The sequence below is a fragment of the Ruminococcus sp. genome (genome assembly GCF_016287535.1).
GTDB lineage: Bacteria > Bacillota > Clostridia > Oscillospirales > Ruminococcaceae > Ruminococcus.
In genome coordinates, this window is the sequence record NZ_JAEFAJ010000037.1 from 16,775 (window position 1) to 33,698 (window position 16,924).

A 16,924-nucleotide genomic window follows, 5' to 3' on the forward strand; every position below is an offset into this window, starting at 1 on the left:
TAAAACCAGGGGATTTGTGCGGTACACTATTTGATGTCATGCTCATTTACGGCTAAAGTACAGAAAAAAAGAGGTGCTTTCAGCTGCTGGGCAGACATTGATCATTCATGTTATTATATTTCGATTTGAGGGTGCGGACAATGAAACGAAAACTTTTCTGTGAGATATCGCCGCTTACATATGCGATCTCGGAGAAAAAATGTATTCTGGCAAGGTCACTGAAGAATCTGTGCGGTTTTAAGCATTTTGCCAGAACAAAACAGAAGGAAAGGCTGCCGTATGTCATTTACAGGCATAAATCGCTGATAAGGAGAAAGCTTGGCAATGTTGATATGACATTGCAGGAAAACAAAGCTGTAAACCTTTCGCTCGCAGCTCCAAAAATTAACAAGATACTTATTCGTCCCGGAGAGACATTCTCGTTCTGGTATCTTGTAGGCAATACGACCGAAAAGAAGGGATATAAGGAAGGGCTTACGATATTTGCCGATCATACCGAGCCCGGTATAGGCGGAGGAATGTGCCAGATGACCAACCTGATACACTGGATGATACTTCACTCTGATCTGAAGATAACCGAGCATCATCACCATGACGGACTTGATCTTTTCCCGGACTTTCAGCGCAAGATACCATTCGGGACAGGTACGTCCATAATGTATAACTATCTTGATTACCGCTTTAAAAATACTACTAAAAGGACTTATCAGCTGGTAGTTTATACTACGCCTGAGTATCTCTGCGGTGAGCTCAGAGCGGATATGCCTCAGAGAAACAAGTATCATATCTCCACAAAGAATGTGTTCTTTTCAAGAGAAGACGGTGTCGTTTACAGAAACGGTGAGGTATACCGTGACAAGGTGGACGGAGTGACAGGAAACCATATCGAAAGAAAGCTTATACGCAGCAATCACGCAAAGGTGCTTTATGATACGAGCGGACTTGATATAATTGAGACCGGCAATACGGCTGATGTACCGGTCGAAGAACACTAAAAATACTATTGTATTGAAAACAGGAACGGTTTTGACAGTTCCTGTTTTTTTGTCCGCAGATATATTTTTTTATTTTAACTTGAAATCTGCTTAGTGTTTTTGTGTGCCCGTTACGTCTAATATACAAAGGGCACAATATCAGAAGCAGATGCAGAATGAAAAAGCTCTTCAGAAGACAAACAATGCATTATCAGATCAGAAAAAATATTGAAAGGATGGTTTTTATGAAGAAAAAGATATTGTCGTTTATTATTTCAGCGGTAAGTTTAACGTCGTTTATTGGCAGTACAGGCGTTTATGCCGATGGAAAATCCTCATTGTTAGAGGACAGGAAGATCCCGATTGAGCAGGAAAAGACTGATACCGGGACTGACACATTAAAGGGCGATACTAACTGTGACGGCACAGTGGATATGGCAGATGCAGTTCTCATCATGCAGGCTCTTGCAAGTCCGAACAAGTACGGTTTAAACGGCACGGCTGATAATCATCTTACCGAGCAGGGCGAGAAAAACGGAGATATGGACGGCGACGGACTGACTGTGGGAGACGCTCAGGAGATACAGTATCAGCTCCTCGGTATCTCTTCTGATTCAGATACATCTGCCGGAAGCGTCCGCCTTGATGATAAAGTAAGACTGCAGGCGTCGGAGGGCATGACCACAGACGAGAAATTTGCAGCTGCTGAGATGAAATTAGGTATCGAGATACTCAAAAAGGGCTTTGATCCCACTAAACCAAAAGAGGAAAATATGCTTATCTCGCCGGTTTCGATATCCACAGCACTTGCTATGACTGCAAACGGTGCTGACGGCAGTACGCGTGAGGAAATGGAAAATGTCCTCGGTAACGGACTTACCATCGACCAGCTGAATGAGTATATGGCTTATTACATAAGCAAGCTCCCTGACAAGGAGAAGGAAAAAGTATATCTTGCGGATTCGATATGGTTCAAGGATAAACCTTCATTCAAGGTCTATGACGAATTCCTCGGCACAAACAGTAAATACTATAATGCAGAGATATATAAAGCTCCCTTTGACAACGGAACGGTAAAGGATATAAACAGCTGGGTGAACAGGAATACCAATGGCATGATACCCGGTATCCTCGAAAAAGGCGCACTTGATCCTAACGAAGAAAAAGAAATGCTAATGCTGCTTATAAATACTCTCTATTTTGAGGCAGACTGGCAGGTACCCTACGATTGGGCTCCAAAGGGTGAGTTCACAGACATTAACGGTGAAAAGCGCGAGATAGAAAGACTTGGAAGCAAGGAGCGCGAGTATTTTGACCTCGGAGATGCTGACGCTTTCAAGAAGCCCTATGCATACGGCGATTACAGCTTTGTGGGAATACTTCCAAAGAATAATGATATAGTTGAATATGTAAATAACCTTGACGCCGAGAAGCTCCTTGCAGGACTCAGCGAGTGCGTGGATCCGGATTCCATCGACCTCTACACTATGATACCCAAGTTCGAGTATGAATACGGAAAAACGCTGAACGATATACTCAAGGAGATAGGTATGCCTACAGCTTTTGACAGCTGTGCAGCTGATTTCTCAAAGATAAATGATCTCTCTGTTGACGGTGCTTTACCGCTGTGGATAGACAAGGTAGTCCACAAGACGAAGATAGAAGTGACCGAGACAGGTACAAAGGCAGCTGCCGCAACAGCGATAGGTATGGCGGGCGGAGCTATGTATCATCCTAAAAAGGAAGTTTTCGTATATCTCGACAGACCATTCGTATATATGATAGTTGACAGGAACAACGTGCCGCTGTTTATCGGTGTTGTAACCCAGATAGGAGAAAAGTGATCTGAAATAAAAAGCAGGACGGGGATAACTCTCCGTCCTGTTTTTTTATTGTTATTACATCTGTGCGTTGAAGAGAGCTGAGAGCTCATAAACAACATCATCGCTGTCAGCGTCGATATATACAGCTTCGTTGATAGATGACAGATCCTTGAGGGAATCTATTTCTTCATTGTAGCCTATGGTATATATAGGTATTCCGTAATGACTTACGATACCTGCTGATGTGTTGTACTCGACTCCGCGGTTGCATCTGCCGTCGCTGAGCACAAATATCATTGTCTTTGCGCCGGGAATGCTTTCCTTATACTCGTTTATCATATTGATACCTACAAGGAGAGCGTCATATGTAGCAGTATTTCCGCCTGCCTTCATTTTCTCAACTGCTCCGGCAAAGTAGGAACGCTGTTCAAGATCGAACTGAGCGATTGGAAGATTTAGGGTAACATCGTCGTTATAGGTGATAAGTCCGACATAGTTATCGGATCTGATGTTCTTTGAAGCTTCAAGGAGTGAATCCTTCAGTCTCCTGAGCGGATCGCCGGTCATGCTGCCTGAAACGTCAGCGATAAAGAGAGCGATAGTTGGCGCACCTGAGTCCTTTTCCTCTTTCCAGAGACGCTGAGCGCTTGTAATGTCTGAACCGCTGATGTCCTTTGTGTTGTAGCTGAAGCTTTCCGGATCGAATCCGTATTCCTTTGCGTGTGCCTGAGGACCGCTGCTGAGTGCGTAACTGAGGAAAGCGCTGAGGGCTTCCTTCTGATCTGCGCTGAGATCGCCTACACTGTAAAGCGGATTGCTGTGTCTGTATCCGAAAGGAATGAAATCGTAGCCGCCCTTGAGTACGGGGCTGTTTGTATAAGCCTGAAACTCAACGACGCCTGCCTGAAGAGTACCGCTCTGCATTGCGTTTACCATCTGATCGGTGGTATAGCATACGAAAGGTATACCCTTCTGGAGCTGCTGGAACTTTGATATTGCGGAATCACTGAGAATATTGCTTCCGTCAAAGTGCTGAAGCGCGTTTACGAGGAAGTTCAGACCTGTAGCTGAAGTATAAGGATAGGTATAGCCCATCTGGAGATCTCCTGCCACAACTGCGTCAACTACGTTTTCAAATGATACGGAACCGTATTTTGAACTGATAGAAGAAGCTGCTGTACGGGAAATAGCGATACCTGCGGTATTTGATACAAGGGATTCGGCTTCAAGACTGAGCTTTGCGCCCTGTTCCACTGCAAGCTTGCCGAAGAGCTCGTTTGACGGAGTATATGCCTGAGGAATGTGAACATTATTGGAAATATAGTCTGCCGAAGCTCCGGAAGGTATGCTTCTGACGCTTACAGAAACAGTCTTTCCGTTTGAAAGGCGGTTCTTCTGATTGTTGAACTCTTCCGCGGTCTCATTGAGCCAGCCGTTGTTGTTTTTTCCTGCCTTCTCGGAAGTGGAGAAGATCTCGATATCCACATCGCCGTCACCTACGACGGTGAGAGGATATTTTGTTTCGATATTAGGGAGATTAGCCGAGCCCTTGTCCGAATAATCCACAGTGCCCTTTATCTTTTCAGCATTGAGAATAGTCACGTTTTTCAGCGCTTTCTGGAGCTTCTCTTCGGGATTGTCTATAGTGATCTTGTTGCTTGTGCCCGGAAGCGGTTTATTATCTTTATTTGACGAGCTTTTGTTTATTACCGCGATTATCATCACCATAGTGATAACAGCGCCGATTATCGCGATCACGAGAGGGGTTTTGCTTTTGTTCATGTTATATCCTCACTTTCCATTTCTTTTTTGTATTCGTGTATAGAATCTATAATAAGCTTGAGAGATCTTATTTCCGTACTGTTCCTTTCATTGTCGGTCATCTGTGAGACTTCGATGAGAAGGTTGGTATAATCCTGCAGTATCTTGTCATTCCTGTCAGTAAGCATACGGAGATAGCCCTTATGGGTATTTATCTCCTCATAGCGTGAAGAGGACTGCATGATAGCGGTACGTTTCATAAACATAGTCATATTGTTCAGCATGACTGACTGGATATCCTGATTGACGAGTTCATATACGCCGCCGCTGGAACTAATTGTATCGAGAGTTTCGGACTTTTTTCTGAAAAGCTCCCACTGTTCTATCATTTTTGAAGCCTCCTGACGGCACAGGGGATAATCCTTCAGGTCTTTCATGACGTTGATGTAGTCATCAGGCTCATTCAGGGAATCAAAAGTATTCTCATCTATCATATAGGAGCGCCGGAAGGCTTTTTTGCCAAGAGCAGCGACCTTTACGAAGAAGTAATTGCCCGCGCTAAGTACGGCTACAATAAGTATTATAGCTATAATGGACAATCCCGCGGAATCAAGGATATTGGTCCCGCCGAATATAAGAGCGCCGAGACCGGCTATGATAAGATTAAAGATTATCTGCCCCAGATTGTTTTTCAAAGAATCACCCCAATCAGCTGTGTTTGACTGCTTTTTACGTCAAAATATATTATATAACATTTTCAGTAAAATGTCAATGACAGGGGAGGTGGTAAGGCAGATAATTCTGTTATAGGACTATATAACCTGTGATATGGTCTGACGAACTCTTATAAAGCACTATTGAACGCGAAATGTGCTGCGATTAACATTACTCTACCACGTATTAATAAAAATAGCAGCCTGCAATGCTGCAGGCTGCTGTAATATTATTAAGTTCTCTTTTATAGGATCACTTTCTGTCCTTCATAAAGTCTTCCATAGACTTTACAGAACCTGTTGCTGTTGAAGCATAAGCATAGTATGCGAGGATATTTGATGCGTCAACTGCATCTATAGTGCTGTCAGCGTTAACATTTGCAGCAAGCTTCTGCTTTTCTGTGAATGTACCGCTCTGGTTTGTTGAAAGTCTTGCGTATTCAGCAAGTACCATAGAAGCGTCAACTGCGTCAACAAGACCGTCGTCGTTTACGTCGCCGAGCTTGAATGTGATCTCAGAACCGCCTGTAACTGTTACAGTTAAAGGAGTGAAGGCTGTTGAGTAGTTGTACTTTGTGCTGTCCTTGAATACCTTGCACTGGCTGTCGAAGCCTACTGTGAAGTCGCCGTTTGCAGCGCCATCGGGAACCTTTACTATAAGTGAGAATGCAGCCTTGCCGTCTGTAGGAACTATAGGCTCTCCGTCTGTACCTACTGCTGTGAAGTTAGCGCGGTACTCATCGAGGTTTGTTGAAACAGACTTGTTTCCGATAGCAGCAGACTTGCCGCCGATCTGTGTGATCTTGAGTGAAGAACCAACCTTGAACTGAACGTCCATAGCAGAAACGGGCTTGCCGTCAGCCTTGATGTTAGCGTAAACTGTGATCTCATCGCCGGGCTTTGCTGAGATGCTGCTCTTGCCGTTCTCGTCAACGAATGAGAAGCTGATATCTGCGCTGCTTGTTGAGCCGCCGCTGTTACCGCCGTTGCCGCTGCCGGAAACATTGATCGTAAGAGGTGTGGATGATGTAGGATAATTGTAATTTGTGCTGTCCTTGAATACCTTGCACTGCTTGTCGAAGCCTACAGTATAGCTTCCTGCTGCAGCGTCATCGGGAACCTTTACAACAAGTGAAAAAGCAGCCTTTCCGTCTGTGGGGACAAGAGGCTCACCGGTTGTATCAACTGCTGTGAAGTTAGCGCGGTACTCCTCTATATTTGAAGAAACAGGCTTGTTTCCGATAGCAGCTGACTTACCGCCGATCTGTGTGATCTTGACAGGTGAATCAGCCTTGAACTGAACGTCCATAGCAGAAACGGGCTGACCGCCTGCCTTGATGTTAGCGAAAACTGTGATCTCGTCGCCGGGCTTTGCAGAAATGCTGCTGTTTCCGTTTTCGTCAACGAAAGAGAAGCTTACTTCAGAACCGCTGCTTGTTGTCTCTCCGTCGTCACCGACTACTTTGATAGTAAGCGGTGCGAGCTTGAGGTTGCCGTTCTCTGTGGTATATCTCTGCTTCTGCCCCTCTACCATTGGTGAAGGATTATTGTTCTTGCCTGACTTATCCGTATTGTATTCGCAGAACTTTACAGTATATGAACCTGCGCTGATGTTCTGCGGGATGATTGTGTCAAATACATAGAAGGGGTATGAATCGGACTTTTCGCCTGCCCATGAATAAGGCACACCGGCGTTCATCCATGAACAGCCGATATAGTAGTTGTCTGTGCCTGCAGCTGTCTGAGAGCTGTCAACGCCGAATACCGGAAGACCTGCTGCCGAATATCCGTCAAGCTTGTCATACTTTCCGGCGAAGGAAATATAGGAGTCAGTCTTGAAAGTGCTGCCCTTGATGGTATATTCCTTTTCGCCTTCCTTGTATGGATCAAGCGGATCATATACCTTGAATTCGATATCTTTTGAGTCTGTGGTAATGCCTACAAGAAGCGAATCTGTTGAGTTATCCTCGCCCTCGCCGTAATAAAGGGCACAGGGGAGAACGTAACCGCCTGAAGGGATATCGGTCTTCTTGATAGTTACTGTGGAACTTGCGTCAGCTGCTGAAGGCTTGCTTATGTCATAGGTCATGACTGAAAAGCTCTTTGAAGTGTCTGCAGCTCCGACTGTTGCAGGAACCGCTGCACCTATCATTGTTGCAGCCATGCAGAATGATGTGATTGCAGAAATAAACTTTTTCATTTGCAATACTTCCTTTCCTTGGGTTTTACGCCTTAAAACGTATTCAATCATACCTTTGACGTTCATAAAGAAAAATGATGGATAACGAACTGACGAAATACACATTATTCCTTCTCAGCGTCAAATGTACTTTGTGTTATTATATCATAAAAACCGCCATATGTCAATGCAATTGTTGCGCTAATTAACGATACATAAAGTTAAAACAGCGTTAATTAGTTTATTGTTTTTTTCGGCAGATTATTACGGCAAAAAGAAACATCAGCTGTCTTATGACAGCTGATGTTTAAAAAGCATATATTTTTTAATCAGGAAGATCAATTCCTGTGACTGCTGCTGCCATATCAGGAAGCCATAGCAGTGCATCAGCCGATAGATGTGATATTTTCGGCGTAGTTTTCGGGGAAGCTTTTAAGCAGTCCGAGGAGATATTTCTGTATGGTCGAAGCGTCGCTGTTGGTTATGCCTCCGCCTGCCTCGTAAACGTCTCCGTTGAACTTGCCTGCCTCTGAAAGCTGGTATTTGCTCGGATTTGCAAGAGACTGCATTATGATAACGGCATCGCCCATATCAATATTGTCGTCACAGTTTGCGTCGCCCCACTTGGTGACCTTTCCTTCAAGAGCCGTTTTAGGATCCTGAGTAGTTACAGATGTTGTAGTTGCTGATGTAGTAGTTTCCGTTGTTGTAGTAGTTGTTGTCTCTGATGTGGTAGTGGTCGTTGTGGTAGTGGTCGTTGTGGTAGTCGTAGTAGTTGTTGTGGTGGTAGTTGTCGTTGTAGTAGTGGTAGTTGCTGCGGGACCGTCTACTACCGTACCGCTCTTGGCAACGATAGCTTCGTCTATGGAGAAGCTGCCTGAACCGGTTTCGGTCTCGACGTAGAGCTTCAGGCTTGAAGCGCCTGCGGGGATAGTATAATTCGGATTTGAGAGAAGCACATATTCACCGTTTGAAGACTCAGCCTGTGCGATATGGGCGTAACTTGTCTCGCCGTTGAGCGAATACTCCAGTGAAAGCATCATGTTCTGCGTTGTGCTGTCGTTATTTGCTGCGCAAACGCTGAAGCTGTATGTCTCTCCTGCCTTGAAGGTGAGTGAATCAAGAGTCTTTACAGCGCCGTGCCATGCACTGGTTCTGTCAGAAACTGTGAGTGCCTTGCTGCCCTTATAGGCTGTACCGCCGGTAGCAACCGTAGCGCCGCCTCTGCCTTCCCAGTCGTCGCTGCCTTCCTCAAAGGTATCGTGGTAGTAGTATCCGTTTTCGTCGGGTTCGATAGGCTCCGGCGGAGTCGGATCCTTGCCACCCTCAAAGCCCTTGCCGTCGCTCTCAAGTCCTACGACGAATGTAGTAACGCTGTTTGCGGGGAGCTGTGCGGTAAATGAAGCGCCGCTTGCGGAGATTCCGCCTATTTTAGCGATGTTTTCGCTTCCTGAGGTCCTGTATGTATCAACATTCGTGACTGTTCTGCCGCTGAGGGTGAACTGCTGCGAAACAGCACCGCTGCCTTTATTTATAGCGACTACAGTTGCCTGTGTGTCGCTGTGCTTGTAAGCGGAAACGAGGATATTCGTATTAGGCTGCTCTGTAGCGTCGATACGTACATCTCCGGGACGTACCCATTTTGAGAACTGTGCCATTGCGTAACCGCGCTTGGAGATCTTTCCGGTATCCCACATCGGGCTGTACTGACGGCGGATATACCACCATACATAAGCGTTCATATTACCTACAACGAGAGCGTTGTGGATATTTTCAGCTACCTGAACGCCTTCAGGCCAGCGGTCCGCCGAGTTGTTGTCGCTGTTCGGCACATATACCTCTGTCATCCATATTTCCTTGCCGCAGTTTTCAAGGGCAGGGAAGTCCATCTGGCTGCGCTGCGTGCCGTAGAAATGAGTTCCGAACATATCGCAGTTTGCCATAGCCTGAGCGTTGTTAAGGATAGCGTTGTAGTAATCCTTGCTGTAGCTGAAGCTCTCAGGCGACATCATTTTTGTATTTGTTCCTGCTGTTACAGCCTTTCCGTAGTTCGCAAGGAAGCTTGCGCAACGGTCCGGAGCCCAGTATGTCCACTCGCCCGACCAGTCAGGCTCGTTCTGTACAGAGATGGAATTGAGCTCAACGCCCTGACTGTTACAGTATTTGATGAAGTCATTGAGGTGCTGAGCGTATTGCGCTTCAGATCCGTTTTTAAGAACGTACTGACCGCCGCGCGGACCGCCGGAGCCGTTCTGACGCATTGAAGCCGGTGGATTCCATGGAGTAGCGAATACTGTAGCGCCGAGCTTCTGGGCTCTCTGAGCAGTAGGTATCGCATTCTTCCATGCGTTCTTGTCGTCACTTACGAAGATACGAAGTATAGTGAGACCAAGCTCATTTTCGCCGTTTCCAAAAGCGGTCTGCACCTGTTCAGCGGTCATATCTCCGGGAGCTCCGTTCTGAACATTGTAGCTCTGCCACTCCGGGTGGTTCATACCGCCAAAGCCGCGGATAGTCTGATACTCCTTGTTGGTGTTGATTGTGCAGGCGCCTGCAGCGTCTGCCTCAAAGTCGTGTGACTGAACGGCACTTGTTGCTGAGAACAGCATAGCTCCGGCAACAACAGTTGAAAGCACAGACTTCAGTTTTCTGGTAATATTCATTTAAGTACCCCCTGCCTGCAGCTGTTTGAGAACGCAGCTGCAAATATTGTTTAATGTAATAATAGCTCAAATTATGCATTCTGTAAACTCAAAAAATGCCACAAAGGTGGACAAAACGAAGAAGTTGTGTATAATTCTTTAAGAGACGGCTGTGATGTTGAAAGATACATATCATATTGTGCAAAAAAGGTCTCCTGCGGCAGACGACTGCCACAGGAGACCCTGGTATATTATATCTGTTATCAGAATCTGAGAGCTGAGCGAATGATCTCAAATCTCTTTACGAGGAAGTCAACGACTGATATATTTCCGCCGCCGAACATTCCGCCGCCGCCGCCGAAGCCGCCGAAGCCGCCTCCGCCGCCCCAGTTCATTCCGCCGCCGCCGAAACCTCCCTGGAACTCCCAGTCTTCGCTTACTTCTGTTATATCATCAGACTGAGGTTCATCTGCATTCATCTGGAAGCCGCCGAAGTTGAATCCGCCTTGCTGCTGATCGCCGCCAAAGTTCCAGCCGCCCTGCTGCTGGCCGCCCTGCTGCTGACCGCCCTGCTGCTGATCACCGCCAAAGTTCCAGCCGCCCTGCTGCTGGCCGCCCTGCTGCTGATCACCGCCAAAGTTCCATCCGCCTTGCTGCTGACCGCCCTGCTGCTGATCGCCGCCAAAGTTCCAGCCGCCCTGCTGCTGACCGCCCTGCTGCTGATCGCCGCCGAAGTTCCAGCCACCCTGCTGCTGACCGCCGTTGCCGCTGGTCTGGAGACCGTTAGCGCTCTTTGAAGTGTTGGAGTCAAACTGGTCAAGAGTGAATTCAAATCTTGGGTCAGCCTGAACGTGTGAACGGATATTCTTTGCGTAGTTGCTGATGTACTGCTCAGGGTTGCTGTAGAGGTTAAGGATATCCTTAACGTAACCTACATACATATCGTAGTACTCAGGTACCTGAAGGAGCTTTGCAAGAGGACGGTCTGAAACTGTAGTCTGATAAAGACTTGTTGTGATGTCAGAGTTTACTGAATCTGCGCCGCCCATGAAGTTGCCCATTGCAAGGTTGTAGTCCCAGCCTACGAAATAAGCCTTGCCGCCTGTATATATAAGGTAGTAGTTATGAGCAAGTGAGCCGTTATAGCTGTCGTAGTTACAGAATATGGAGTTTACAGCGAAGCCCTTGAGGAAGCTCGGTACGTCGATAACGTCCTCGATGAACTTGTAGTTTGTTGATGTGAGCTTGTTGATAGCTGTCTGTATATCAACGATATGCTGGTAATTATCGTCTATACCGAATTTAACATCGAATCTGTCAGGAGTCATGTTCTGTGTGAACGAGCAGTAGCTGTCTCCGCCGAAGCCGAAGCCGCCGCCGTTGCCGGCTCTTTCTGTAGCCTTGTAGAGTACAGTATCGTCGTCTACGCCGTAGCGCTCTGCCAGTGTATCACCAGGCTGCTCTGCAAGGAGATAGAAGCTGTAGAGCTTGCCGTTGAGGTACATATCTGTATGAGCTGCATGAGGTGCAACGCCATCTACCTCGTACATTGCGTTGTAGCAGAGGATATCTCTGAGACATGAAGCGTCTGAGAGCATATTGTTCATGCAGAATTCGGTAAGTCCGTGGTAGTTGTTTGTCTTGTCGTACTTGTCGAGCTTGAGACGCAGGCTGTACTTGTTGTTCTTTGCCATCATAAGTGAGCTGTTGCCCTTTGTTCTTATGCCGACATTCTTTATAGTCTCGCCGTCGATGACAACGTCACAGGGAGTCCATTCTTCCTTGCTTGCGTTGTTCATCATATTCTGCCATGTAGCCTCGTTCATCTGAACGTCGATCTTGTGGATCGTAGCCTGGCTGAAGAGCTCCTGATAGAGCTGCTCCTCGTTCTCCATATCGTTGTTTACTTCGGTGAACTTTGCAGGCTTGCCGCTCTTGAAGGTGCTGCCGCTGCTGTGCTTCATCTTTATGCCGCCTGCAAATACCTTGAATTCGCCGGAAGCAAGATCAGGAGATGAAACGATAGCGTACTTGTACTTCTTCGGAGGATTCTGCTCAAGGAGTACCTTGTTTGAAGAATCGGTAACGGCAATAGGATTGTTCTTTGCCCATTCTTTTGTGAAGTCAAGCACAAGAGTTGCCTGTTCTGTCGATGTGATAGTCTCGCACTGATTGTCCTTGGCAGTAGCTATGATGTTGCCGCCTGTGATATTCACATTTCCTGTTGCTGTGAGACCCTTGTCGCCGAATGCAGCGATATCGCCGCCTGCGATAGTGATATCCGTTTCAGCCTGTACAGCGTCCTTGGAAGCCTTGATAACGATAGTACCGCCCTCGATAACGACTTCGCCCTTTGAGGACTTGATACCGTCGCCCTTTGAAACGATATTTATTGTACCGCCCTTTACCGTTACAGAACCCTTGCCCTTTATTGTATCGGGAGAAACATCCTGTGCTTCGTTGAGCGTATTAACATTAAGGATACCGCTGGTGATCTTGAGATCGTTGTTGCAGACGATAGCCGGCTGTATATTTGCGTTTACGGTAAGAGTACCCGTGCCGTTGTCGCCGCCCTTTATGGTAAGGTCGTCCTTTGCCTCGATAACAGCGCTTTCAAGCTCATCACCCTGGTAAGCCGATGTTCCGTCAGAGATAGTATTCTCTGTGCCGTCGGCTATAGTGATAGAGGTCTTGTCTGCGTTCTTGACAAGGATAGCGGGAGCGCTCTTGCCTGTGATGTTCACGCCGTTGAAAACAAGCTTTACTGTATCGGGATCAGCTTTTTCGTCTGGGATCTCAACATAGATCTGACCGTCATTGAGAGTACCGTCGATAGTGAATGTGCCCGAATGTGAGATAGTTACCTTTGAACCGCTTGCTGTAGCGTACTTTCCGTCAACAGTTATCGAAGAGCCGTTAAGGTGGATAGATGTGTTTACATCTTCCTTAGGAACAGTCGTTACAGGCTCTGTAGTAGTTGTGGTGGAAGTTGTTGTCTGATTGCTGACTGTAGTTGTTGTTGAAGTTGAGCCTTCCTTATAGGACTCAGGAAGTGACTTGACGTTGCCTAAAAGGTAATTCTGAACAGCAAGAGCGTCATTCGTGGTAAGTCCGTTTCCATTTTCGGAAACATCTGCAAGGTCTATGCCCTTCTGTGTGATGTGGTTCTCATTTGTTCCGTTGATGCCGTACTTTGCCGGATTGGCAAGAGACTGCATTATGAGGACAGCGTCGGACATATCTACAGTGCCGTCACAGTTTGCGTCGCCGTAGAGTCCGTCAGCAGCTGCTACGTTTGCAGCTGAGGCTGTTCCGAGAACCAGTGCTGACAGGAGACCTGCCAGTATACTTTTCTTTCTCATTTTTATCATTCCTCCTATGAAATAATAGATACTAAAGTCGTACTTAACCGGTATCTACATAATAATGAATAAAGCTTAAAATAATCTTAAACTTATCTTAAATTCGGCGTTTTTAAATGCTGAATATTGTTTAAACGTATATAATTAAAATATGATCCGATGAAAAATAACAATAGCATAAGCTTTGGCTTATGCTATTGTTTAAGTCTGTTAAAATTTTAATATTATTTTTTTTCTATAGCCTGCATAGAGAGCATATACAACTCTCCGTCTTCGTTTAGGCCGTTGCCGATATAAACTTTAGTGATACGTATATCTTCCTGCCTGAAAGAACCGTTGGCACATTTTACACCACAGGTGATATGAAGATATCTTGTGATTTTGTCTGCCATTCTGTTGCGGATAGTTGCCGGATCAACAAAATCAAGGAATTTCTGCCTGTCTTCAGCTGCTACTTCGTCATTCGCATATTTTTCAAGCGATTTGTCAAGCGGCATATTTGAATAGTCCTGCGAATATGCCATCTTGGAATAAACTCTTGCTACAACGCGGTTTTTTGCGGGATCAATTATGGTTATATGATCAAAGGTATCTATAAGAGCGCGGCTGTAGGTATCGAAAACTTCGTTGGAGGACATATCTATGTCACTGCCGTAGGTCTGTATACTTGCGGCGATCATTACTTTCTTGTCGGTATATGCTATGCATTTGGTACAGTAAGTGAAATACATACCGTTAACAAAATGATCTTCCTTTATGACATTGCCTGTTTTTATGGAAGAATTTATCTGCTCGTCCATATTGGGGTAGTAAGCTGCCTGAGTCTGGTTGATGACATCTACCAGAGCGTCGGCGGAAGGGAATCCTACCTTCTGAAGATTGGTCTCAAAAGCCTGATTGCGGTAAAGCATTTCCACGTGTTTATCGCTGCTCTGCTCTATGAGGGCAAGCGGTGACGAGTTCTCACGTACAAAGCCGTAATCGCCGTTTTCGGTTTCGATAAAGTCGTTTCCATTGAGCGGATCGGGACTGAGGAAGTTTATCTGTCCTACCTCGTTCCAGTAGTGGTTCTCGTCCGGGTCTTCTACCTGGAAACCGGTATCAGCGAGGTACTGTACGTACAGATCGCCGTCCATAGGCTTTGCGTAGTAGTAGCCCTGCAGCATTTCACAGCCGATGTTGCGGAGAAAGGTCTTCTGCTCCTTGGTCTCCACGCCCTCTGCGAGAGTGTGTATGCCGATCGCCTTTGCCATATTCACCACGGAAGCAAGTATCTTCTTTGAGCGCGAACCGATGTCGCTGAGAAAACGCATATCTATTTTAAGTACATCAAAGCTGTAGTCCTTCAGAACATTGAGGGACGAGTAGCCGCTGCCGAAGTCGTCCATGAAGATGGCGAAGCCGGCGTCGTGGAAGCTGTCGAAGATACGGCGGAAATAAGCTGTATTATCAAGCATTACGCTTTCTGTTATCTCAATATGGATCGCCTTTGAGGGGACCTTGTACTTTTTTAGGATATCGGATATGGCTTTCAGCATATCCACCTCGTCAAAGTCGAGACGGGAAAGATTTATCGAGAACGGGTGGAGCTGCAGACCCATTTGCTTCATCTGATTATAGGTAATGCAGATGTTTTCAAGGATATAAAGGTCCAGTTTATGTATCAGTCTGTATTTTTCAAGGACGTTGATAAAAAGGAAAGGCGAGAGCAGTCCCATGACCGGGTCTTGCCAGCGCGCGAGCGCTTCGACGCTGCAAATCTTTTCTGTCAGAGTTCTGATAACGGGCTGATAGTAGGCTCTGATGTAACCTTCCGAAAGCGCCTTATCAAAGTTACTGACGATATATTGTTCGTCTATTTGCAGCATATCCATACCCCCTTTACACCCGTTTGGGCGGGTTTTATGTCTTAGATCGGTTAAACCCTATTTACACATAAAATTATAGCATATACAATATAAAAAAGTCAATGAGGAATACGAAAATTTATGAATTATTAAAATTTGGTAAAGAATGGTGCGACCAATTTATATAATAGTATATAAAGGCACTGCCATAAGCGGTACGAAAAGGGGGGTGTACTGCTATTGAAATTAGGATTTCTATATACAGAATGTAATAATTTCACAGCTATGATGATGAATGAGAAGTAGATTCTTTTGTACATATTGCTGAAAAGTTTTGAGAAAATATGAACTTTTTGACGTGATATTGACATTTCCATTAAAACAGGTTATAATATGGTTGTAAACAAAAAGTATAAAGCAGACACACAAACAGGAGGCAGCCGGAGCCGTTTCCGGTAATCTATTATGAAAGGAAAATGACTTATGATGAAAACTAATAACATGAAAAAAGGTAATACAGCCAAGAAGCTCATACCGGCTGCTATGATGCTTGCTGTTTCTGCTTCAATGCTGGCAACCTCCACCTACGCGTGGTTCACCATGAACACAGAAGTAACTATAACTGGTATTTCGATGACAACAACCGTTGATAGCAACTTGTTGATTGATGATGTTGCGGCTTGCCATGGTGGCTCTTGGACATCTGGTAGCTTTGCGACAAATGATTCAACATTTAAGTCTTCAACAACTCAGACAATAAACAATGCATCTCTCGCACCGTTGTCAACTATAGATGGATATACTTTCTTTGCAACTGCGCCTGATAACGTTAAGGGTGATGGTGATGCTATAGCTAATTCGTACACAGAGATCACACAGTTATCCGATTTAACTGGTTTGGGTTATACTTCTGCTGATCAGACATATTTAGATTATCATTTTGTATTGAAAGCAGTAAATACCAATGCTAATGCTTCACAGAATATTAATCTGTCTGAACTTAAAATGACATTCAGCGAAGCAACCGATTCTGAAACGGCTTGGCGTGTTGCGATTCATTCTAAGAAGTTTGCTACCGCAGCTGTTGATGGTGCCAAAACTCTCCCAGATATTGATGATGACGATACTGGCGTAACTACACACATTTATGCTCCTAATGGTGCAGCAAACTTTGAAACAGGTAAAGCTGTAGCTTCAACATCAGCGACAGGTGCTGTAACTTATGCAAGCTCTGCTACTGATTCAACAATTGCAACTGTTCAAGCAGGCGCAACCGAGTATTATGAAGTTGTTGTTCGTGTATGGCTCGAAGGTGAAGATGAAACTTGTAATGTAAATACATTCCAGTCGTTAGTTGACGGTTCTTGGAACCTCAGCACAAAGTTCAAACTTGAAACTGGAACAACAAATGGCGTATATGAAATTGAGCAGGCTGTAACTCCAGCTAATCCTTGACCGTAAGGGTATAAATTTACTCTACAGGCACACATAATTTTAAAATCACTCCCTCTCATAAATTCCTCCAATTCATAGGTAAGTTTAGGCCTTAATTAAAGTTTCTGTGAACTCAAAACGGCGATGGCATGAGAGATTCATGATAGAAGTTTCATAATAGGCTGTAAA

At 45.5% G+C, this 16,924-nt stretch carries 9 protein-coding genes; 3 read left to right on the forward strand and 6 right to left on the reverse strand.

Features of this window, described 5'->3' with window-relative positions; genetic code table 11:
* The first annotated feature begins 140 nt into the window (after positions 1-140).
* Together QZZ36_RS11865 and QZZ36_RS11870 are read left to right on the forward strand one after the other, a co-directional pair.
* Positions 141-995: a VanW family protein gene (locus QZZ36_RS11865; RefSeq protein ID WP_295081742.1), complete on the forward strand. Its 855-nt coding sequence runs from the start codon at positions 141-143 to the stop codon at positions 993-995.
* A gap of 224 nt (positions 996-1,219) precedes the next feature.
* Complete coding sequence (locus QZZ36_RS11870) at positions 1,220-2,818, forward strand: serpin family protein (protein ID WP_295081745.1); 1,599 nt, start codon at positions 1,220-1,222, stop codon at positions 2,816-2,818.
* A gap of 54 nt (positions 2,819-2,872) precedes the next feature.
* On the opposite strand, the gene QZZ36_RS11875 is transcribed toward QZZ36_RS11870, so the two are convergent.
* The 6 genes from QZZ36_RS11875 to QZZ36_RS11900 all read right to left on the reverse strand — a co-directional run bounded on the left by QZZ36_RS11875 (position 2,873) and on the right by QZZ36_RS11900 (position 15,322).
* Positions 2,873-4,579, reverse strand: a complete 1,707-nt coding sequence (locus tag QZZ36_RS11875) for a VWA domain-containing protein (RefSeq protein ID WP_295081747.1) — start codon at positions 4,577-4,579, stop codon at positions 2,873-2,875.
* Positions 4,576-5,253 carry a hypothetical protein gene (locus QZZ36_RS11880; protein WP_295081749.1) on the reverse strand — a complete coding sequence of 226 codons (678 nt, stop codon included), beginning with the start codon at positions 5,251-5,253 and terminating at the stop codon, positions 4,576-4,578. Before QZZ36_RS11880 ends, QZZ36_RS11875 begins: the two co-directional genes overlap by 4 nt.
* Before the next feature lie 271 nt (positions 5,254-5,524).
* On the reverse strand, positions 5,525-7,471 hold the full coding sequence (locus QZZ36_RS11885; RefSeq protein ID WP_295081752.1) for a dockerin type I domain-containing protein: 1,947 nt from the start codon (positions 7,469-7,471) through the stop codon (positions 5,525-5,527).
* A 365-nt stretch (positions 7,472-7,836) separates the two neighbouring features.
* A complete protein-coding gene (locus QZZ36_RS11890) occupies positions 7,837-10,113 on the reverse strand; it encodes a carbohydrate binding domain-containing protein (RefSeq protein WP_295081755.1) in 2,277 nt (758 codons plus the stop codon).
* Between the two features lie 242 nt (positions 10,114-10,355).
* Positions 10,356-13,454, reverse strand: a complete 3,099-nt coding sequence (locus QZZ36_RS11895) for a carbohydrate-binding domain-containing protein (protein ID WP_295081757.1) — start codon at positions 13,452-13,454, stop codon at positions 10,356-10,358.
* 224 nt (positions 13,455-13,678) lie between these two features.
* Positions 13,679-15,322: an EAL domain-containing protein gene (locus QZZ36_RS11900; RefSeq protein WP_295081759.1), complete on the reverse strand. Its 1,644-nt coding sequence runs from the start codon at positions 15,320-15,322 to the stop codon at positions 13,679-13,681.
* A gap of 462 nt (positions 15,323-15,784) precedes the next feature.
* On the opposite strand from QZZ36_RS11900, the gene QZZ36_RS11905 reads away from it, so the two are divergent.
* Positions 15,785-16,756: a hypothetical protein gene (locus QZZ36_RS11905; protein WP_295081761.1), complete on the forward strand. Its 972-nt coding sequence runs from the start codon at positions 15,785-15,787 to the stop codon at positions 16,754-16,756.
* The last annotated feature ends 168 nt before the right edge of the window (positions 16,757-16,924 follow it).

What these genes read in the sequence shown, in the direction of transcription:
- QZZ36_RS11875 (WP_295081747.1), bottom strand. Translation starts at nt 4,579, where the DNA reads ATGAACAAAAGCAAAACCCCTCTCGTGATCGCGATAATCGGCGCTGTT.
- QZZ36_RS11870 (WP_295081745.1), top strand. Translation starts at nt 1,220, where the DNA reads ATGAAGAAAAAGATATTGTCGTTTATTATTTCAGCGGTAAGTTTAACG.
- QZZ36_RS11900 (WP_295081759.1), bottom strand. Translation starts at nt 15,322, where the DNA reads ATGCTGCAAATAGACGAACAATATATCGTCAGTAACTTTGATAAGGCG.
- QZZ36_RS11905 (WP_295081761.1), top strand. Translation starts at nt 15,785, where the DNA reads ATGATGAAAACTAATAACATGAAAAAAGGTAATACAGCCAAGAAGCTC.
- QZZ36_RS11885 (WP_295081752.1), bottom strand. Translation starts at nt 7,471, where the DNA reads ATGAAAAAGTTTATTTCTGCAATCACATCATTCTGCATGGCTGCAACA.
- QZZ36_RS11865 (WP_295081742.1), top strand. Translation starts at nt 141, where the DNA reads ATGAAACGAAAACTTTTCTGTGAGATATCGCCGCTTACATATGCGATC.
- QZZ36_RS11895 (WP_295081757.1), bottom strand. Translation starts at nt 13,454, where the DNA reads ATGAGAAAGAAAAGTATACTGGCAGGTCTCCTGTCAGCACTGGTTCTC.
- QZZ36_RS11890 (WP_295081755.1), bottom strand. Translation starts at nt 10,113, where the DNA reads ATGAATATTACCAGAAAACTGAAGTCTGTGCTTTCAACTGTTGTTGCC.